Origin of the sequence: Methanolobus bombayensis, assembly GCF_017873415.1 — an archaeon.
Classification (GTDB): domain Archaea; phylum Halobacteriota; class Methanosarcinia; order Methanosarcinales; family Methanosarcinaceae; genus Methanolobus; species Methanolobus bombayensis.
In genome coordinates this window covers 22,789-41,050 of sequence record NZ_JAGGKD010000003.1, presented here as the reverse complement: position 1 = coordinate 41,050, position 18,262 = coordinate 22,789, and the positions used below count along the sequence as shown (strand labels likewise).

Sequence of the window (18,262 nt, the reverse complement as noted above, 5' to 3'; positions counted from 1 at the left end):
CTCATTCTTGTGGAATGTTGTCTACCTGAAGTTCAAACTCTTCATTGATACCATTCACATCTACTGTATAGCTTCCTTTCTCAAGACCGTAAACATCCAGAGCAATCGTTTCTTCAAATGGTACCAGTGCCTCAGTACACATTTTATCTGCAGGTCTTCTGGTTGTGATGTGAACTGTGAAGCTTTTAGTTTCTTCGTCATATGAGACTGTTTTTTCATCTATGGATGTACAGCCATCAGGCAGATAACCTGATGCAACTACACGTATCTGGACAGGGAATGATTCAAGTGTCAGTATCTGTATGCTTTCAACGGTTGCATCACCATAAATATATTCACTATTGTTCTCTTCCATTGGAACTGACTCATTCTCCGGAATAACCGGTGGCTCTGCACATCCCAATGAAAAAGTGGCAATAGTAACAAGTACAATTGTAATCAGTACTATTATTCCTATGAATGTATTGTTATTTTTCATAACTCTTCACTCCCCCATTAGTCTAATGAACCTGAACAGATAAAACTCTTACTAAAACTGCGAATTTGTTCGAAGCTAAAGAATAAAAAAGTAAAAAGTCTATTTGCAGACAGGTAGGGTAAAAGTAAAAGTGCTTCCCTTGCCGGGTTCACTTTCAACACGGATGTTTCCTCCGTGCAGTTCCACAAGTTCTCTGGAAAGTGCAAGGCCCAGTCCGGTTCCTTCATGGCTCCTTGATTCAAAAGATTCAAGCTGTGTAAAAGGTTTGAACAATTTTTTCATCCCTTCCGATGAAATTCCAATACCAGTATCAGTAACAGATATATGGATGAACTCTCCATCATTTTTTGTTCCGATGGTAACCGAACCACCTTCATTGGTAAATTTGATTGCGTTGCCTACAAGGTTATAGAGTACCTGTTTTAGTTTTGCTTTGTCAGCGTACACACATTCGTTCTCAGGCCAGGGATTGACATCTAGCTTGATCTCTTTCCTGCTTGCAGTATGTTGCAGGGTGGCAATTATCTCGGCAAAAGTTTCTATGACTGAGATATTTTCTTTATACAATCTCATTTTACCGGATTCTATCTTTGAAATGTCAAGTATCTCATTTATGATATTAAGCAGATGTTTTCCACTGTGGGAGATGTTATTGATGTATTTTGCCTGTTTGTCATTTATCTCTCCTGAGACCTGGCTCATCAATACGTCTGCAAATCCTATGACAGAATTCAGAGGAGTACGCAATTCGTGACTCATATTCGCAAGGAACTCGTTCTTTGTGCGGTTAGCATTCTCTGCAACAATTTTTGCATTAAGTAATTCATCTTCTGCTTTTTTTCTCTCTGTTACATCCGTGCATATTGAAAGGAAACGATTATCAGATATTTTGAGGGCTTCAATTGCTAGATAAAATTGAATTCCGTTTTTGTTCATAAATGCAAACTCGCCAGAAAACCTTCCGGTGTGTTTCATTTCCTCAAAATTGCTTTTACGATGAGGAATTTCATTTTGCGGGAATGTATCATAAAGATGCATTTTAAGTAGTTCTTTTTTAGAATAACCTGTTACTTTACAGGCTGCAGGATTTACATCAATGTAATTTCCGTCATCATCAAGAACAAATGTAGGGTGAGGTGAACTGTTTATGTATGTCCTGTATTTTTCCTCACTCTCCTTCAAGGCCTTCTGTGAAGTTTTTTCCTTGTGTATGTCAACAGCCATCTCGAATCTTACCATACGTCCATCAGGCCATTCGATGGCTTTGTCAATACAACGGTACCAGCGTTTATTTTTAATATTCTGAGTTTCCCAGATATGGTTTTTTCCAATATTTTCTCCAAATATCAGCTGATTGGTACAGAATGAGCATGGAGCACTAAATCCCTGAAGTACTTTGTAACATTTTTCACCGACAATATCGTCTCCCATGTCTTTTTTAATTGCACGGTTCGCAAAAAGAAGTTCGTAGGTAACAGGGTCAGCAACATATGCGGGGTCGTCAAATGCTTCAATTACTGAAAGAAGTTGCTCATGAGATTTTGAAAGTTCTTTTTCTTTTGTGCGTTGTTCGGTAATATCCCTGCTTATCCCCATAATGCCTATGAATTCACCTTCATTGGTGTACAAAGGTGCTTTATATGTTTCAAAGAACTTTTTTATTCCGTCCGGAAAAGTCACCCATTCTTCATTTTTGACAGGTTCTTTTTCTCGGGCAATTTTTTTATCGTTCATTCTAAAAGAATCAGCTTCTTTTCTACTGTGAAGGTCGTAGTCAGTTTTTCCCACTATTTCTTCAATTTTCATTCCAAAGGACTTTGCAAATTCAGTGTTACACAGAAGAAACTTCCCATTTTTATCTTTCCAGTAAACAAGTTCAGGCACTGATCTTAAAAGACCTTCAAACAGGATATTTTTCCTGTATAATTCATCCTTCCTGCCTTTTTTTAGAGAATTTAAAGATAGTTCCAGCTCTTCAATACGTTTTCTAAGATTATTATTCTCTTCCTCTAGGTCTTTATCCAATGGTCTGCTTGCTTTCATGGCAATTCCTATATTAAGATCGATATCATATCATTTTTTGATAAAATTGATAATTTCGATGATAAGGTCCATTGTTTCTTCAATTCTCAGTTCTTGAATTTCTTCCTTTTTTGGAATCATGCCGAAACTGTGACCTTCAGGTTTTAATTTAGGTTCCATGGAACTGACAAGTTCTATAAGATAGTCTATTGCTTCAGGGTTAATATCAAAGTCCTGTTTTTTTTCAGAGATTGCTTTAAGGAGTTCTCCTGTTCCCCTGAACCTTTCATTCAGATAATTATAGTAAAGTGAGCGGTGTCCTTCGCCTGCCAGGGGGAAGTTAGTTCTGATAAGATCCACCAGCAGGTTTTGTATGAGCTCTTTTGAGAGTAAAAAACTTGCCATGTAAAAACCCTGTTTGAAACAGGTATTGATCTCTGCACGGATGGAGTTATAGTGCTCATCAAAAAAATTGATGTCAATGAGCTTATTCTGTTTTACAATTGCGGATGAATCAAGGCCTTGTAGTGGATTTATTTTTACAAAGCGTTCCATCTCGAATGAAAAATCACTGGTCCTTGCCACAGATGCCTGCAGAATATCTCTCTGTTCCTTAATCCTTTTTGAGATTATAGCATCAGTATAACTTTTTGGCTTATCCTTAAAATATATCCCGTGTATATAATCCTGTACAGTGTATGTGTATTCGTTCATTCCTGTGCGTTTGTTTGTGTGATACAGGCTTTCAAATCTTGTGGCCTTGTCAGGAACCATACTTCTAATGAGTGGCAAACATTTTGTATACCATTTACTGTATTCAGAAATGAAGATATTACGGTTTTTCTGATATTCTTTCTCATTATTTGCAGACATTTCTTCTAGAAGTTCTACCATCTTATCTCCTGTTCTTATAAGTTCAGAGATATCTTTTTTTGGCATGTCTGCTTGATTCCATACCTTCATATATTATATAAAGTATCTTATATTATATAAGCTATGTTTTCAATATTAATAAACAGGCTTTTATTCTTTCAAACTGACATGTTTCATATATTTTAACAAAGGAGTGTTGTGGAAATGGATGTTCTGTGGCTTGATCAGTCTGATGTTAGAAGTATTATTGATATGCCCCTTACTTTAAGTGCTGTTGAAAACGGCTTCATGGAGCATGGTCTCAGGAAAGTACAGATGCCGCCGAAATCCTATCTCTATTTTGATAAGCATAATGGGGATTTGCGGACAATGCCATCGTTTATGGAAGAAAAAGATATTGCAGGCGTAAAAATTGTCAACGTTCATCCTGATAACCGGGAAAAAGGTTTTCCAACTGTGATGGCCGTCATGGTTCTCAATTCCACAGAAACCGGTGCTCCTCTTGCGATCATGGATGGTACACATGTAACTGATATGAGAACGGGTGCTGCAGGTGGAGTTGCTGCAAAATATCTGGCACGTCCCGATTCCCATGTGATAGGTATGGTTGGTACGGGTGGTCAGGCTCGAACCCAATTACTTGCATTGTCAGAAGTTATGGATATAGAGGAGTTAAAGGTTACCTGCAGGAATCTCTCTCATTGCGAATCATTTGTAAAGGATATGAAACATATAGTGGGTTGTGATTTCATACTTAAGGGAAATATTAAGGATGTATGTGATTGCGATCTCCTTGTAACAACAACACCTGTAAGAGAACCGATTGTAAAATCTGAATGGATTCATGAAGGAACTCACATAAATGCCATAGGTGCCGATGCCATGGGCAAACAGGAACTTGAATCTTCACTTTTGACTAAAGCAAATGTTGTTGTTGATGACATCATACAGGCATCTCATTCAGGAGAGGTTAACGTGCCGCTATCTCAGGGAGTTATCTCAGAATCGGATATCCATGCAGAACTTGGAGAGGTGGTTGCAGGAGTTAAGCAGGGAAGGCAGTCAGATGAAGATATTACGATATTTGACTCCACAGGACTTGCTGTTCAGGATCTTGTGACTGCGAACATGGTCTATACTAAAGCTGTTGAACTGGGTATCGGGAAAAGTGTGAAGTTGTTCTGAAAACTGGAATCAGGAAATTCTTATACCAAAAACAAAATAGAATTATTGTGGAAGAATCTGAAGAAGACAATGCAGAAGAGTTTGAAACTGAGAACTTTTCAGAACTCATCAAATATACATTTCCGGGCTATATTGTAGGTCTTATAACAGGTCTACTGCTGGATGCCTATGGTTATCAGCGAAGTCCTATCGGGCAATGGCTGGTAAGGACCCTTGCCGGAGAAGGAGAGAGTATATTTGAAGGAGTTTATTCAATACGCCAGCACTTAAAACCCAGCAGTCAGACAATGGCAGAAGCATATGGATGGGGTAAGCTCTTTGGTATTGCAGTTCCCTGGGTGATCGATCTTGGAAGCCGGCTTGCAGGTGTTGATGTCTATGGTATTGGGGGATTTTATATACCTTATTTCTACTCTCTCAGTGATCAGATAGGTGCAAACATATCAGGCCTGCTCTTTTTGAAGAGAGAAGAAGGTTCATGGGACGGGGCTTTTACCAGGTATGTACATCATCCTGTGATGCTTGCAAGCCTTGGTGTTATATTCATCGTACCAATAGGTCTTTTAAGTGCACGTTTTCTTGGGTTTAGTCCTACCACGCAGACCTTCACAGCCCTTGAAGCAATTGCTGCAAACCTTTGCTGGATACCGCCGCTTGTAGGATGGTATGTTGAAAGAAAAAAATAATAGTTCTCATCATCGTTTTTAGAATATTTTTACTTATTTTTCACGACTGCTAAAAAGAGATGTATATTTGCAGTTCAACAAAATCCTTATATATGGATATATCATACATATGTAGTGTTAAGACTACATATGCAGGACTATATACTCCTGTGATGCAGGAAGGTGTAAACAATGAAAAAAACTACAACAATACTCCTTGCTGGTATGCTCATTACAGCAATTGCAGGGATTGGAATGGCAAGCGCAGCAACAGATGAAAATGATGATAGTACATTCTTCGGACAGATGTCCAGATGGGCAGGACAATGTGTCGGATATGCTAATGGATACATGAATGGCTATGGATATGCTGACTGCCCGGTTTATGGAGGATATGCAACTGATGGAACAACAGTTGAGATTGCAGTAGACAATGTCGATGATGCCATTGATATTGCAGAAGCTGCAACTGATCAGGAAATAGCAGAATCCGATGTCTACCAGATGGGCAGATGGTGGGTATTCACTTACACAGATGATGATACTATCAAACAGGGTCGTATCGATTCATACACCGGTGATGTCATAGAAGATTTCTATGCAGATTCCACACAGGGTCAGTATTACCAGGGCGGACGTAACATGCGTGGAAACGGCTATGGTGGATACGGTGGCTGTGGCTATTGATGCTGATTATTATCAATCTATTTCAATAAACAAGTGTGGAAGGTCGAAAAGTAGTAATACTTTTCTTTCCATATACTCTTTATTAAAAATATAATTTTTAAGGATGAATATTAAAATGATGGGCACTAGCATGTATGGTTTTGGAATATGGGGCTTGCTTTTGAACATACTCATTGTCTTTTTAGTTGTCTGGGTGACAGTTACACTCCTCAATAAGTCTGGTACAGGGAGTTCTGAAAATAACGAACGTCTGGCCAGGGTTGAAAAAGACGTAGAAGACATCAAAAAGATGGTTCAGGATATAAAGGATAAACTTGATGAAATTTAGTTTATTTGCTTATGCTTTTATTCAACATTCTCAATATTATAGACCTTAGAACTAAATAAAGCGGGTTCTCAGATGACAAAAACACTTCAACAGATTATAACTATCGGAGAGGCCATTTCTCATCCTGTCAGGTTGAAACTCCTTTATCTGCTATCAGAAAGGGAGAGATACATATATGACCTGTCAAAGGAACTTGATCTGTCTCGTCAGGTTATACAGCTTCACTTAAAGAGACTGGAAAAAGCTGGCTTTGTTGAAAGTGACTTGAGGCTTGAAGATAATGATAACCGTGCAAAGAAATTCTATAAACTGAAAGAATTTGATGTTGAAATGGGAATTGATGACCTGAATAAAATATTCGGCTGAAATTCTATGTCGTTTCAAGTTGATGCACAAAAATACTGACTTTTTCTTGGAATTTAATTTCGTCACTTTTTCTTTTATTCTTATCTTTTTCCTGTTTAGCTTTTTGATATTGCTATTCAACATTGCAAATTATATCAGTCTCTATAAAATTTGATGGTGCACAATATCACAAATTATATATACTTTTTACACCACTTAAAATATAGATAGGATCAAGGGCTGAAAGAAATCTGGTCAAAGCTTTACAGATACTTACATACTGTTTTGTTTTGGAATCTCTTTCCAGGTATTTGATCCAATGGTGGTACAAATGAAAACAAAAACAAATTTTAATATAAAGAGAGTCTTGGCTCTCTCACTTGCAAGTATATTCCTTCTTACAGCAACATTGTCAATGACTGCAATAGCTGCTGATGATACAGTTATTATTCCTTATGGCGATTCCGGTTACAAATACAAGATAGTTGACAGTGACGAAGCTGGTAACTTTGCAAATCCTGATTTTGATGATTCCGTTTTTAGTTCAGGAGTTGCTGGCTTTGGATCAATCTATTCTGGTTGTGTCCTTACTGATGAACAGTATGTGAAGACAGAGTGGCCTGTAAACTCATATATTGCTGTAAGAAAAGAGTTCAATCTTCCGGCAGGCACAAGTGACCTTAAAGTGCACGTTGCTATTGATAATGATGTTGAAGTTTTCGTCAACGGCGTGGATGTGTCCAATGGTATGCAGACACATGATGGATGCCCAAGTTGGGATAGCTTTGTGTTTGATGTAGATGACAGCATCCTTAACGAGGGCACAAACCTCATTGCAATTCGTGGAAAGGATCGCGGAACAGCAAGTTTCCTTGACATCAAGGTCACAGCAGATGTTCCAAACACAGAGGAAATACCTGAATTCCCAACGATCGCTCTTCCAATAGCTGCAATCATCGGACTGGCATTCATATTCAAGAGAGAGTAGGCGAATAATTAATTCGCCATATTTATTTTTATTCAGGGTTTAGACTTTATCAACCTGAAAACATCCAATAGAGCCTTATTCTGAACTTCAAGAATATTAAGACCAGCTTTTTTTGCATTTTCAACTGTTTTTCTGTTGATGTTCACTCCCATAATTGCCACTGTAAGTGGGTTGAATAGGTCTTCAATGAAAGCAATAATTCTGTTGTCACTTTTCATATGCTCCAGATTGATAACCATGCCATCAGGTTTGCATACACGTTTTATCTCTTTTAGTGCAGCAACAGGGTTTGGTATGGAACACAGGACAAACGTAGTGATAACATAATCGAAGCTGTCATCCTTAAATCCCAGGTTTTCAGCATCCATCTGGTAAAGGGATATATTTTTCTTTTCTTTCAATCTCTTATTTGCATGAGCAAGCATTTTGTCGCTTATGTCAACTCCGACAACTTCACAGTCATCTGGATAGTAGGGTATATTCTTCCCGGTTCCTATCCCAAGGTCAAGCACCCTGCCGGACAATTCAGATAAAATCTCTTTTCTCCATTTACTGAACCATATGTGTTCCATAGGAATCTCCATAGTGTCAAAAACGTAGGATGCACGGTTGTACTTGGAAATTATTGACATATGTTTTTCTTTGTTCCCATTGCTTAAACAGTCTATGATACCTGTATGTGAATGTATCACTTTGGTGCTTTTTAAAAGAACTCTTATACCATGAGATATAAACTTCCTGAAGGAAGCACACAAGGAAGGATAGGATAGTATGGTTACAAAGCAGGAAGAATTCTGGAAAAGAGATAATTTCCTTGTTATAACAGATGGTACAAAGCCTGCCATGAAGTGGACGATCTCTGAGCTCAAAAAAAGAGGAAAATCAGTCGCAGTGCTTGATTATTCTGATAAGCCAATTGAAGGTTCGATCCAGGAAATATCGGAGGTTCCTGACAGCGTTAAAAATGTGATAATTGGCATTACAAAAAGCGAACCTGCCAGGGTAATTGAAAAACTGACAGAAAAGGGAATCACTGATTTCTGGGTTCACTGGAGGACAGATACTTGTGATGTCAATCATCTGGAGTATAAGCAGGGTCTGAAGATTATAACAGGAAGATGTCCGATGATGTATCTTGGTAGTAGTGGAAGCATTCATGGTTTCCACAGGTTCGTTTCGAAGGCTCTTGGAAAATACTGAGCTAATTGGTCATTAGCATCCTCCAAAAATATAAAAAGAAATAGTAACATCTTCTATATTGGGTGAGGATGACAGGATGGTAAATACACTGTCACATCTGGGAATCGGTTTACTCATAGCGTCAGTTGCAGGATTGAATAAAAGGCAGATTAAGATAGTTGCTTTCATGTCAATACTGCCTGATCTGGATTTCATATTGAATGCGTTGTTCCTTGCAATAGACGGTTATCTTGGTCACCCGATGTATAATGCTCTCTACTATATGATGGGTCACAGAGAGTTCATGCACTCAATAATTTATTCTTTGATTATAATCATTTATATATGGTATCGGGAAAAAGATCGGATGCTCACTATTGTTTCAGGTGCTGCGTTATTCAGTCACATATACCTGGATTACGTCACAAGCTGGAAAATGAGGCCATTTTTTCCTTTTATAAATGAACCATCAACAATAGGTGCAATTGGTTTTTTCGATCCGGTGGTAACACTCATTTCTTTTGTACCAATATTCTATATTCTGGCAGGCCGCGTCCGTGAAAGCAAAAACAATGGTAGCTATGTTAATGTTACGCATGCATCTTCAAAAGTAAATAGTCTTATTCGCTCATTTTTTCAGATCAATGGTAGCTGGCTTACTGGTATTTCAAAAGGAGAACACAGATCACTTTATAGGAAACTACTGGTCATATTTGTTTTATGGTGTGCTTTCAATCCGCTGGCAAAAGCAGTTTTAATATCAGATATCGAAAGAACTGAAGGTTACGATATTAGCTATCAGAATTCTTATCCGATTTCATTGGGAACTTTCCTTTCTGCATATGAGTTCAACGACACCGCATACAAAATCCTTACCTTAAGTTACTTGTCTGGTATAGAAGAAGAAGGATTTGTGAAAAAATGTACATGTGATCAGGATTCCTCTGCTCCATATATACAAAGGGCACTGTCTCTGTACAATTCAAGTCTTCCAGGAGAAGTAGATTATCCGGTGTACAATGTTTCAACTTATGATTCCAATGTCACAGTGGTTCTTAGCGATGCCCGCAATCCGTTTGCTGAGTATTGGGCCTACTTTAAAACTGAATATGTTTTTGTATTTGATGTTGATGGTGAAAACTATCAGGTCTATGTAAAAAGAAACGTTCAGTATAGTAAACCAATGCCTTCAGGCATGTTTGAGTGACTCTGTGAACATGATGGTCCGTATTAAGTACATGCTAATTTTATTCATGTACATCATTCTAAATATAATAACAAACTGCTTTTATATGAGTTCATGTAATGTAGTGATTGCAGTCAATTACAAGGAGATTGTGACATTGAGGGAAAATGAAAGCAATTTGGTTATGGATATTAAAATTCATGAGTTCGTTGACAAGGACACATGGCATTTGCACCTTGCATTACATGCAAACAATTTGTTGCTTGGCGTAGCATTTGCAAACCTTGGCAATTCGAAGTATGATAACGAAACCGTGGTAGCGGCAATACAGAGCCTAAAGAACGAATATTACAAGGCTATTGGATCTCCTATGAGATACAAGGACGGAAGTCTTACGTTCCTGCCTGCTGACCCGGGAATCGTCGCAAAAGAGTCACTGAAAACATCAATGGAGATGAAACATGTCTGCACCGCAGAAAAGGCAGTGGCTTGATCACATTAATATAAATGCTGGCAACAACGATCCCCTCAGATAAATGCACCCTCTTGCATTAACAAAATTGTTTGCTTTCAACAAGCCAGCATTTATATTTTATATAAATTCTACAAAGATGAAAGCAAGCATCTGAATTCTTTTAAATCAATTATACAACTCTAATTTTTGTAATTTTCTTGTTTGTATTTCAATCTGAGAGTTTATTCTAACACATTTCCGGCACAACACTTTTTACACTATACTTGCATAGTGAAATTAGGAGGAGTAGGAAATGCTGGACGATGATCTCGACGATCTTCTAGATGCAAAGCCTTCTGAGAGGGAAAGGGTAAAAGCGGAGCATGAACTTGCTCACAAGGCAGCTTCACACCCAATAAGGCGTCAACTTATAAGGGCAATTGGTGCATTCGGAGCTACAAGGAGTGAAATTCTGGAAAATACCGATCTTGATGAAAAAGTATTCAAGTATCATACAGAGTTCCTTATAAATGGAGAATTTCTCAACAAGATCGAGGATAAATATTCCCTGAGTAATAAGGGAATAGAGCTTCTTGAATGCATCTGATTTGGTGGTAATCTAATGATAAAGCTCAGGCAATACACTCTTTTGATAAGCTGTCTGGTAATCATAGTTCTTGTTTCAGTCAGCGGATGCACCGAAGATTCACAGAAGGGACAGCAGGAAATCAATACTTCAGGTGAAGCTACTGTTTTTGAAGGAAAAGAACTGACTCCTATATCCGAGCAACGTAATAATGGCATTAAAGGAACCCAGTACATAGATCAGGACACATACGAGCTCAGGATTTATGGTATGGTGGACAATCCTATGAACTTCACGTATGATCAACTCCTTGAATATCCATTTGTTTCAAGGTTCGTGCGTATGGACTGTGTTGAAGGCTGGGGATTTGATGCAAAATGGACTGGAGTAACAATGAACACGTTGTTCAATGAGACCGGTGTAAACAATAATGCAGCTACGGTTATATTCTACTCAGCCGATGGCTATTCTACAAGTCTTGATCTTGACTACATTGTTGAAAATGACATAATGCTCGCCTATGAGCTCAACGATATAACTTTGCCTGCAGACAGGGGATTCCCTCTGCAACTTGTAGCTGAGGACAAGTATGGTTACAAATGGGCAAAATGGATAACTTCAATTGAGGTTACTGATGAGTCTTACAAGGGATACTGGGAAACTGCCGGATATAATAACAATGCAGATGTAGGTGGGCCTGCGTTTGAGAGATGATCATCCGATACAAAACACTAATTTATATAATCTGAAAATGTAAATATAGCTCTAATGGCTCCAATTGACAGTATCATCTCTATCACAGGTCTTTCAAAGAGCTTCGGGCGAAGGAAAGCATTGAACAACATCAACCTTGAGATCAAAAAAGGTGAGTTTGTTACAATATTCGGTCCCAACGGAGCCGGAAAGACCACTCTTCTGAAGATAATGTCCACTATCATCAATCCTTCCAGGGGAAGTATTCTTGTTAATGGAATTGATGCCAAAAAGCATCCTGAAAAGATAAGGGGAATGATAGGTGCCATATCTCATGAGACTTATCTTTATGATGAACTGAAAGCAAGGGAGAACCTTGTTTTTTTTGCCCGGATGTACGGAATTGAGAATGATAACATCGACTCAAGAGTTGATTCCATTCTGAAAAGTGTAAATCTTCTTCAGCGTTCAGATGAGCGTGCCGGTTCATTCTCAAGAGGAATGAAACAGCGGCTTTCAATTGCAAGGGCATTGCTGCATCAGCCTGAAATTTTACTCATGGATGAGCCATATACCGGACTAGATCAGCATGCTGCTGCTAATTTTGAGCGTGTGCTCATGGGTACTGGAGATTCAGATGTTACAAGGATCATGATCACACATAACATCGAGCGAGCCTTTGAACTCTGTGACCGCATGCTCATAATGGACAGGGGAGAGATACGCTTTGACAAACTAAAAACTGAAATTGAAAGCGTGGAAGAGTTCAAAGAACAGTACCTTTCAATAGTGGAAAAGGATACGGATGCAGAGGGCATTAGTAACGTCTAACCTGCCTGTGGTGAGATTATGAAGAAAAGCCTCTACATTGCAGCAAAGGACCTCAGATCAGAGTTTCGCACAAAGCAGATGCTTAATTCCATGCTTATTTTCTCGCTTATTGTCATAGTTATTTTCAGCATCTCATTCGGGGATGTTCTCAGCCAGACAGAACTTGTAGAAAAACTTGCTCCCGGTGTGCTCTGGGTAGCTTTTACCTTTGCAGGCACTCTTGGACTTTCACGTTCTTTTGCAGGTGAGATGGAGAATGGTTGTCTTGAAGGACTGAAACTCTCACCAATTGACAGGAGTTCGATCTACATCGGGAAAACAATATCAAATGCAATCCTGATGTTCATTGTTGAATTACTCACGATACCAATCTTCATAGTTCTGTTCAACTACAACATCAGTGGAATTCCCGGACTTGCACTTGTAATCTTTCTGGGAACATTCGGTTTTGTAAGTGTGGGAACTCTGCTTTCAGCATTGTCAGCAAGCACAAGGGCAAGGGAGATCATGCTTCCAGTGCTTTTGTTGCCGTTGATAATTCCAGTGATAATTCCTGCTGTTATGGCAACCGGGACGATACTTACAGATGGAGGAATTGGTAGTATTGCTTCGGAACTCAGGTTGCTTGTTGTGTATGACCTGATATTCTTTGTAGTAGGGCAGCTTGTGTTCGAATATACTGTGATGGATTAGAAATCGAATATAATCGAGATGAATAAATTAGAATCTTCTTCTGGTCAAAGTCATGAGTTATGAAAAGCATTTAAACAAGGAGTTTTAATTAGGCAGAAGAACAATCATGCTCATTGACAGGAAAAAAGAAAAGGTACTTGCAATAATTACGGCTCCTGTTATGTTAATTGCCATCGGGATGATATTTTTCTATGTGCCCCAGATGAAAGGCAATGCCGGTGAGATACTTGACAGCAGTTTCAAGATATTCTATTTCCACCTGCCAATAGCTATGGTATCATATCTTGCGTTCACTGTTGTTTTCATTGCAAGTATAATGCACCTTAAAGGAAACAGTAGCAAATGGGACATCGTTGCCCATTCAGCCGCCGAGGTAGGTGTAGTATTTGCATTTCTTGTACTTGTAACAGGTTCAATCTGGGCAAAAGCTACATGGGGATGGTACTGGATATGGGAGCCGAGGCTTACAACCTCACTTGCGCTTTTCCTTGTATATCTTGCCTACCTGATGCTGCGTCAGGCACTGGAGGAACCTGAGAAGAGAGCGCGTCTTGCGGCTGTATTTGGAATTGTAGGATTCATCTCAGTCCCACTTAGCTTCCTTTCCATCAGGCTGTGGCGCTCAGCCCACCCGCTGATGTTCGGTGGTTCTTCATACGGAAGCAGTGGTGGTGGACTGGAAGGAACATCACTTCAGTTGACACTTGCTGTTAACATGCTGGCTTTTGCGTTGCTTTTTGCTTCACTGCTGGTCTACAGGATTAACAATGAAGCTTTGAAGGAAGAGCTTGAAGAAATGAAGTACAATCATTCCTGATCTAAGAAAAGCATATAAGCTTCTGCCATCAATATTCCTGCATGTTGTTCGAATCTATTATTCTGGGGAACATGGAAGTTCCCAATCGTTTTGTACGTTCTGCTACTCATGAGTGGATGGCAGAGCCTGATGGCACACCTACTGACAGAATTGGTGGCATGTATGAAGAGCTTGCACGTGGAGAAGTCGGGCTTATAATCACCGGATATGCATACGTCAATCCAAATGGGAAAAGTGACAATCTTCAGCAGGGAATCTATGATGATAAGTTCATCGAACCTTACAGGAAAATAGTCTCCAGGGTACATGAGCATGGAAGTAAGATAGTTGTCCAGATAGTTCATGGTGGCAGGCAGACAATGATGTCAGCTTCCAATCCGGTCATACTCGCACCTTCTCCTGTTACAAATAAAAAAAATGGTGTCACACCGGAGGAAATGACGGAAGCTGAAGTTCTTGAAAGTATCGAAGATTTTGCCAACGCTGCAAGAAGGGCAAAAGAAGCAGGTTTTGATGGAGTTCAGTTACATGTCGCACATGGTTTCCTGCTCAGCAATTTTATTTCTCCATACACTAACAGGCGCAAGGACAGGTGGGGAGGCTCAACTGAGAAGAGAACACAGATCATCCTTGACATAATCGACAGGATACATGAGATGATTGGAAATGAGTTCCCGATACTTGTCAAGCTGAATGCAACCGACGGTTTCCCCAAAGGCACAAAGAATGTTCTTGATGCACCGGAATGCGTGGAGATAGCAAAGATACTGGCTGCAAATGGTGTCTGTGCCATAGAGGTCAGTGGCGGAATCGTTGAAGCAGGACAGGAGATGTTCAGGACCAAAATAAAGAGTGCTGATTCAGAAGCATACTACAAGGGCTATTCTAAAATGATAAAGGAAGCAGTGGATGTTCCTGTTATGTTGGTAGGCGGTATACGTTCAAAAGTTGTCATGGAACAAATGCTCGATGAAGGATATGCTGATATGATATCACTTTCCAGACCTCTCATTTGCGAACCAGACCTTGTGACAAATATCAAAAATGGTGAGACAGAGGTCGCAAAATGTGTTTCATGTAACCTGTGTTCCGATGAGAGTGGTATAAAATGCAATTACGATTTTGATAATTCCGACCGTGAACATTCATAAGACGGTTCCAGTTCATTCAGGAACTCTACAAGGTGGGTGTGGTTTTCAATAACCATATCTGCCAGGTGGAATTTTTCAGCATCAAGGTATGTAGGCACTGCCAGGCAACATAATCCTGCTTTTTTGGCAGATTCAACTCCCATGGGTGCATTCTCTATCACAATTGCTTCATGACTTGAAATGCCAAGCATTTCAACAGCTTTCAGGTATGGATCAGGATTGGGTTTCCCACGTTCAACATCATCTGCTGTGACAAGTTCTCTGAAAATTCCCGGATATTCGGATTCAATGATGTCCTGAACAATAGGTCTGTCAGAACCTGAAACGACAGCAAGCTCAAATTTTTCTTTAATATTTGTAAGACATTCCGGCATCCCTTCAAAGACTCTGAATTCTGCTATCCTGTTAAATTCCGCAATATATCTCTCAACGATATTTAGTATATCAAACTGTGATGCATCTCCGCTTCCTTTCTGAAGAAGGAATCTCATAATATCAACGGTTCTTTCTCCTTCTCTCTCAAAGATATCCTGTTTATCCATTTCAACGCCAATTTCGTCAAAAATATGCTGAACAGCTTCTGCATGATCAGACATAGAATCAACAAGTACACCATCCATATCGAATATTACAGCTTTTAGCAAATCATCACCATGTGGGAGAAGCATCGGTTTGCATTCTATAAACTTGTTTTGTCATTGTCTGATGACCAGTATGCTGCAAGGGCAGAACCCATAATATTGTGCCATATACTAAACAACGCACCCGGAAGAGCCGCAAACGAGGAAAAATACTTCACCGCCAGTGCAACGCTCAGCCCAGAATTCTGCATTCCAACCTCAATTGCAATTGTTCTGGCATCCTTCTCATCAAATCCCAGCTTCTTTGAAAGCAGGTATCCACTGACAAGTCCGAATCCATTGTGAAGAATGACTGCAACGATAACCAGTTTCCCGGCAACAAGTATGCTGTCTTTATTCAGAGCGATTATTATTGCAATGATAAAAACGATTGTAGCTACTGATAATGCAGGGAACGCATGCCTGAAACGTTCAATGTGTTTGTCGAAGAATGTGTTCAGGAAAATTCCAAGTGCTACAGGCACAAGTACTATTTTCACGATACTCAGCATCATGCTTCCAACTTCTACAGGCACTGCCTGTCCGATGTAAAGCCAGGTAAGTGCAGGTGTCAGGATGAATGCAAGCAGTGTGGAAACCGATGTGAGTGTGATTGACAGAGCCACATCTCCTTTTGCAAGATAGCAGATTACATTTGATGCAGTTCCTCCGGGGCATGCTCCTAGGAGTACCATTCCTGCCATGATCCCAAGGGGAAGATTCAGTACGTATGACAGGATGAATGCGATAAGCGGCATCAGAATGTATTGTAGTGCGGTTCCGAGGACTATGACCTTTGGTCTTTTGAGCACCAGCAGGAAATCATTTGCAGAAAGTGTGATTCCCATTCCGAACATCACAACACCCAGAAGTGGGGTTATAGCACTTTTATATGGTGAAAAAACGGAAGGGTAGATGAAAGCCATAACTGAAAGCAGAATAGCCCATACTGGGAAGAGGGAGGTGAATTTCTTTATCATTATATAGTTCCTGAGAAATAATCCCTTGTGAAACTTTCCGTTCAATGTGGAACTATAATATAAATAGTACGTTTCCTTATTAATTGAACCATGAGACTGGATGCATACCTTGTGGAAACAGGATTCTTTAAATCGCGAGGAAGGGCCAAGACAGCCATACTAAATGGAAGTGTGCAGGTCAATGGTTCCATTGTGAAAAAGCCTTCAAAAGACATCAGTGCAGATTCAGATATTGATGTTGTCGAGGGACTTGATATGCCTCGAGGTTACTTCAAACTCAAAAGGATACAGGATGCAACATGTGTGATCTCTCCAGGTGATAAAGTGCTTGATCTGGGTTCCAGTGCGGGAGGATTTCTGATGATGGCATCTGAGGTAGCTTCATCTGTAAAAGGTGTGGAATTCAGCAGGGATTTTGATACTGAACTTGGGAAAATTGTCAGCGAAAAGGAAAATGTTACTGTGATGTTTGGTGATGTCTTCCAGATTCCTCTTGATGAGATGTCACCGGAACCTGTGGATGTGATTCTCAGTGATATGACACTGGAACCAATGGATTCACTGGCAGCTCTTGAAAGAGTGTTACCGCTGTTAAGGGACAAAGGTAAGTTGCTTCAGGTTATCAAAATGGGAAAAGAGAGGAACAGTAAACCCATTATCGCTAAAGTTGAATCTTTTGGCGTAAAGATACTTGATGTTCTGGACTCAGACAGGCAGGAGATATACATAGTCGCACAGAAAAATGGTCATTCTGAAAATCTGTGAAAGATCGAATCAGGCTGTCTAATAAACAAATTTAGGATCAACATGTCATACAGAATACTTGGGGAAGGAAGACCAGTAAGGTTGTTTGTGGCAGGTCTGCACGGTGAGGAATGGAAGGATACCACCGACATTCTTGAAAGTATACAGGCTCCGCAGACCGGGACACTTGCAATTATTCCTCTTGTGAATAAGGGAAACTATGTTTCAACACTAGATGACCGCTATTTTACAGAAATCGGGACTTCTATAATTGAAGCTGTGGAGGAATTGAAACCTGAAGTCTACATTGAGATTCATTCCTATTCCGCTGGGAACCTTGAAAAGCTGACAGGTGCAGGAAGATTGAAGCGTATCGGTGTGCCGGCATTCAGCAGACTTGATCATGATGTGCTTCTTGGTTCTGTGGCACCATACATTCGCAGGAAATATTTTCCACAGGACGCACTTTGTCTTACTTTCGAGATACAGAAAGATAATCCTTCTTCAAAGCAATATGCAAGGAAGATAATAAACAGGATGAAGGAGTTCACTTCACGAGACGAATTCCTTGAATGCATGCTTGATAAATATCCTAATCAGGCAAGAAAAGCAATTGATGATTATAAGGCATTCTATGGTCTTTCAGATGACCAGATATGATTTTAAAAAGTATTTAATTAAACTTTCAAAGTCCCTGTTTGGCCAAAAGGGGTTGGAGGAAAGAAATTATTGTAATTAAAAGTTTCTCATGGCAGGA

General features: G+C 39.7%; 23 protein-coding genes. 17 read left to right on the top strand and 6 right to left on the bottom strand.

Annotated features, from left to right (window positions below; translation table 11 throughout):
• Window position 1 precedes the first annotated feature (1 nt).
• The 3 genes from J2746_RS04185 to J2746_RS04175 form a co-directional block, all read right to left on the bottom strand.
• Window positions 2-478 (bottom strand): hypothetical protein, encoded by a 477-nt coding sequence (locus J2746_RS04185; protein WP_209616798.1) that lies wholly within the window; start codon window positions 476-478, stop codon window positions 2-4.
• Window positions 479-577: 99 nt separating this feature from the next.
• Complete coding sequence (locus J2746_RS04180; RefSeq protein WP_209616794.1) at window positions 578-2,521, bottom strand: PAS domain-containing sensor histidine kinase; 1,944 nt, start codon at window positions 2,519-2,521, stop codon at window positions 578-580.
• Window positions 2,522-2,551: 30 nt separating this feature from the next.
• A complete protein-coding gene (locus J2746_RS04175; protein ID WP_209616791.1) occupies window positions 2,552-3,463 on the bottom strand; it encodes a hypothetical protein in 912 nt (303 codons plus the stop codon).
• Between the two features lie 114 nt (window positions 3,464-3,577).
• Between J2746_RS04175 and ala the strand changes: the two genes are divergently transcribed.
• From ala to J2746_RS14640, 6 genes are all read left to right on the top strand, one after another.
• Window positions 3,578-4,558 (top strand): alanine dehydrogenase, encoded by a 981-nt coding sequence (ala, locus tag J2746_RS04170; RefSeq protein WP_209616788.1) that lies wholly within the window; start codon window positions 3,578-3,580, stop codon window positions 4,556-4,558.
• A 47-nt stretch (window positions 4,559-4,605) separates the two neighbouring features.
• Window positions 4,606-5,244 (top strand): hypothetical protein, encoded by a 639-nt coding sequence (locus J2746_RS04165; RefSeq protein ID WP_209616785.1) that lies wholly within the window; start codon window positions 4,606-4,608, stop codon window positions 5,242-5,244.
• A 171-nt stretch (window positions 5,245-5,415) separates the two neighbouring features.
• Window positions 5,416-5,910, top strand: coding sequence for a PepSY domain-containing protein (locus J2746_RS04160; RefSeq protein ID WP_209616782.1), 495 nt, complete (start codon window positions 5,416-5,418; stop codon window positions 5,908-5,910).
• 115 nt (window positions 5,911-6,025) lie between these two features.
• Complete coding sequence (locus J2746_RS04155) at window positions 6,026-6,238, top strand: hypothetical protein (RefSeq protein ID WP_209616777.1); 213 nt, start codon at window positions 6,026-6,028, stop codon at window positions 6,236-6,238.
• A gap of 72 nt (window positions 6,239-6,310) precedes the next feature.
• Entirely contained in the window at window positions 6,311-6,604 is a 294-nt protein-coding gene (locus J2746_RS04150; protein WP_209616774.1) for an ArsR/SmtB family transcription factor, read from the top strand.
• Window positions 6,605-6,914: 310 nt separating this feature from the next.
• Window positions 6,915-7,571: a PEF-CTERM sorting domain-containing protein gene (locus J2746_RS14640; protein WP_245249980.1), complete on the top strand. Its 657-nt coding sequence runs from the start codon at window positions 6,915-6,917 to the stop codon at window positions 7,569-7,571.
• 32 nt (window positions 7,572-7,603) lie between these two features.
• On the opposite strand, the gene J2746_RS04140 is transcribed toward J2746_RS14640, so the two are convergent.
• The gene (locus tag J2746_RS04140; protein ID WP_209616771.1) at window positions 7,604-8,203 is read right to left on the bottom strand and encodes a class I SAM-dependent methyltransferase; all 600 of its coding nucleotides are present in this window, start codon (window positions 8,201-8,203) and stop codon (window positions 7,604-7,606) included.
• Window positions 8,204-8,342: 139 nt separating this feature from the next.
• Between J2746_RS04140 and J2746_RS04135 the strand changes: the two genes are divergently transcribed.
• The 9 genes from J2746_RS04135 to J2746_RS04095 all read left to right on the top strand — a co-directional run bounded on the left by J2746_RS04135 (window position 8,343) and on the right by J2746_RS04095 (window position 15,161).
• A complete protein-coding gene (locus J2746_RS04135) occupies window positions 8,343-8,771 on the top strand; it encodes a hypothetical protein (RefSeq protein WP_209616767.1) in 429 nt (142 codons plus the stop codon).
• Window positions 8,772-8,847: 76 nt separating this feature from the next.
• A complete protein-coding gene (locus tag J2746_RS04130; RefSeq protein ID WP_209616764.1) occupies window positions 8,848-9,957 on the top strand; it encodes a metal-dependent hydrolase in 1,110 nt (369 codons plus the stop codon).
• An 85-nt stretch (window positions 9,958-10,042) separates the two neighbouring features.
• The gene (locus J2746_RS04125) at window positions 10,043-10,429 is read left to right on the top strand and encodes a hypothetical protein (RefSeq protein ID WP_209616761.1); all 387 of its coding nucleotides are present in this window, start codon (window positions 10,043-10,045) and stop codon (window positions 10,427-10,429) included.
• A 274-nt stretch (window positions 10,430-10,703) separates the two neighbouring features.
• Window positions 10,704-10,997, top strand: coding sequence for a winged helix-turn-helix domain-containing protein (locus tag J2746_RS04120; protein ID WP_209616757.1), 294 nt, complete (start codon window positions 10,704-10,706; stop codon window positions 10,995-10,997).
• Window positions 10,998-11,012: 15 nt separating this feature from the next.
• Complete coding sequence (locus J2746_RS04115; protein ID WP_209616754.1) at window positions 11,013-11,690, top strand: molybdopterin-dependent oxidoreductase; 678 nt, start codon at window positions 11,013-11,015, stop codon at window positions 11,688-11,690.
• Window positions 11,691-11,744: 54 nt separating this feature from the next.
• On the top strand, window positions 11,745-12,500 hold the full coding sequence (locus J2746_RS04110) for an ABC transporter ATP-binding protein (protein ID WP_209616751.1): 756 nt from the start codon (window positions 11,745-11,747) through the stop codon (window positions 12,498-12,500).
• 18 nt (window positions 12,501-12,518) lie between these two features.
• Complete coding sequence (locus tag J2746_RS04105) at window positions 12,519-13,193, top strand: heme exporter protein CcmB (protein WP_209616749.1); 675 nt, start codon at window positions 12,519-12,521, stop codon at window positions 13,191-13,193.
• Window positions 13,194-13,299: 106 nt separating this feature from the next.
• A complete protein-coding gene (locus J2746_RS04100; protein ID WP_209616747.1) occupies window positions 13,300-14,010 on the top strand; it encodes a cytochrome c biogenesis protein in 711 nt (236 codons plus the stop codon).
• A gap of 41 nt (window positions 14,011-14,051) precedes the next feature.
• Window positions 14,052-15,161 (top strand): NADH:flavin oxidoreductase, encoded by a 1,110-nt coding sequence (locus J2746_RS04095; protein WP_209616745.1) that lies wholly within the window; start codon window positions 14,052-14,054, stop codon window positions 15,159-15,161.
• Here the strand turns inward: J2746_RS04095 and J2746_RS04090 are convergent.
• Window positions 15,125-15,829 carry an HAD family hydrolase gene (locus J2746_RS04090; RefSeq protein WP_245249979.1) on the bottom strand — a complete coding sequence of 235 codons (705 nt, stop codon included), beginning with the start codon at window positions 15,827-15,829 and terminating at the stop codon, window positions 15,125-15,127. The two genes, J2746_RS04095 and J2746_RS04090, sit on opposite strands and share 37 nt — an antisense overlap.
• Window positions 15,830-15,840: 11 nt before the next feature.
• On the bottom strand, window positions 15,841-16,761 hold the full coding sequence (locus tag J2746_RS04085; RefSeq protein WP_209616743.1) for a bile acid:sodium symporter family protein: 921 nt from the start codon (window positions 16,759-16,761) through the stop codon (window positions 15,841-15,843).
• Window positions 16,762-16,851: 90 nt separating this feature from the next.
• Here J2746_RS04085 and J2746_RS04080 point away from each other — a divergent pair, with 90 nt between their 5' ends.
• Both J2746_RS04080 and J2746_RS04075 read left to right on the top strand, forming a co-directional pair.
• Window positions 16,852-17,526 carry a S4 domain-containing protein gene (locus J2746_RS04080; RefSeq protein ID WP_209616741.1) on the top strand — a complete coding sequence of 225 codons (675 nt, stop codon included), beginning with the start codon at window positions 16,852-16,854 and terminating at the stop codon, window positions 17,524-17,526.
• A 42-nt stretch (window positions 17,527-17,568) separates the two neighbouring features.
• On the top strand, window positions 17,569-18,165 hold the full coding sequence (locus tag J2746_RS04075; protein WP_209616740.1) for a DUF2119 domain-containing protein: 597 nt from the start codon (window positions 17,569-17,571) through the stop codon (window positions 18,163-18,165).
• Window positions 18,166-18,262: the final 97 nt, after the last annotated feature.

Excerpts from the sequence above, each read along its gene's own strand:
- J2746_RS04185 (WP_209616798.1), bottom strand. The coding sequence starts at position 478 with ATGAAAAATAACAATACATTCATAGGAATAATAGTACTGATTACAATT.
- J2746_RS04180 (WP_209616794.1), bottom strand. The coding sequence starts at position 2,521 with ATGAAAGCAAGCAGACCATTGGATAAAGACCTAGAGGAAGAGAATAAT.
- J2746_RS04175 (WP_209616791.1), bottom strand. The coding sequence starts at position 3,463 with ATGAAGGTATGGAATCAAGCAGACATGCCAAAAAAAGATATCTCTGAA.
- ala (WP_209616788.1), top strand. The coding sequence starts at position 3,578 with ATGGATGTTCTGTGGCTTGATCAGTCTGATGTTAGAAGTATTATTGAT.
- J2746_RS04160 (WP_209616782.1), top strand. The coding sequence starts at position 5,416 with ATGAAAAAAACTACAACAATACTCCTTGCTGGTATGCTCATTACAGCA.
- J2746_RS04155 (WP_209616777.1), top strand. The coding sequence starts at position 6,026 with ATGATGGGCACTAGCATGTATGGTTTTGGAATATGGGGCTTGCTTTTG.
- J2746_RS04150 (WP_209616774.1), top strand. The coding sequence starts at position 6,311 with ATGACAAAAACACTTCAACAGATTATAACTATCGGAGAGGCCATTTCT.
- J2746_RS14640 (WP_245249980.1), top strand. The coding sequence starts at position 6,915 with ATGAAAACAAAAACAAATTTTAATATAAAGAGAGTCTTGGCTCTCTCA.
- J2746_RS04140 (WP_209616771.1), bottom strand. The coding sequence starts at position 8,203 with ATGTCAATAATTTCCAAGTACAACCGTGCATCCTACGTTTTTGACACT.
- J2746_RS04135 (WP_209616767.1), top strand. The coding sequence starts at position 8,343 with ATGGTTACAAAGCAGGAAGAATTCTGGAAAAGAGATAATTTCCTTGTT.
- J2746_RS04130 (WP_209616764.1), top strand. The coding sequence starts at position 8,848 with ATGGTAAATACACTGTCACATCTGGGAATCGGTTTACTCATAGCGTCA.
- J2746_RS04125 (WP_209616761.1), top strand. The coding sequence starts at position 10,043 with ATGAGTTCATGTAATGTAGTGATTGCAGTCAATTACAAGGAGATTGTG.
- J2746_RS04120 (WP_209616757.1), top strand. The coding sequence starts at position 10,704 with ATGCTGGACGATGATCTCGACGATCTTCTAGATGCAAAGCCTTCTGAG.
- J2746_RS04115 (WP_209616754.1), top strand. The coding sequence starts at position 11,013 with ATGATAAAGCTCAGGCAATACACTCTTTTGATAAGCTGTCTGGTAATC.
- J2746_RS04110 (WP_209616751.1), top strand. The coding sequence starts at position 11,745 with ATGGCTCCAATTGACAGTATCATCTCTATCACAGGTCTTTCAAAGAGC.
- J2746_RS04105 (WP_209616749.1), top strand. The coding sequence starts at position 12,519 with ATGAAGAAAAGCCTCTACATTGCAGCAAAGGACCTCAGATCAGAGTTT.
- J2746_RS04100 (WP_209616747.1), top strand. The coding sequence starts at position 13,300 with ATGCTCATTGACAGGAAAAAAGAAAAGGTACTTGCAATAATTACGGCT.
- J2746_RS04095 (WP_209616745.1), top strand. The coding sequence starts at position 14,052 with ATGTTGTTCGAATCTATTATTCTGGGGAACATGGAAGTTCCCAATCGT.
- J2746_RS04090 (WP_245249979.1), bottom strand. The coding sequence starts at position 15,829 with ATGCTTCTCCCACATGGTGATGATTTGCTAAAAGCTGTAATATTCGAT.
- J2746_RS04085 (WP_209616743.1), bottom strand. The coding sequence starts at position 16,761 with ATGATAAAGAAATTCACCTCCCTCTTCCCAGTATGGGCTATTCTGCTT.
- J2746_RS04080 (WP_209616741.1), top strand. The coding sequence starts at position 16,852 with ATGAGACTGGATGCATACCTTGTGGAAACAGGATTCTTTAAATCGCGA.
- J2746_RS04075 (WP_209616740.1), top strand. The coding sequence starts at position 17,569 with ATGTCATACAGAATACTTGGGGAAGGAAGACCAGTAAGGTTGTTTGTG.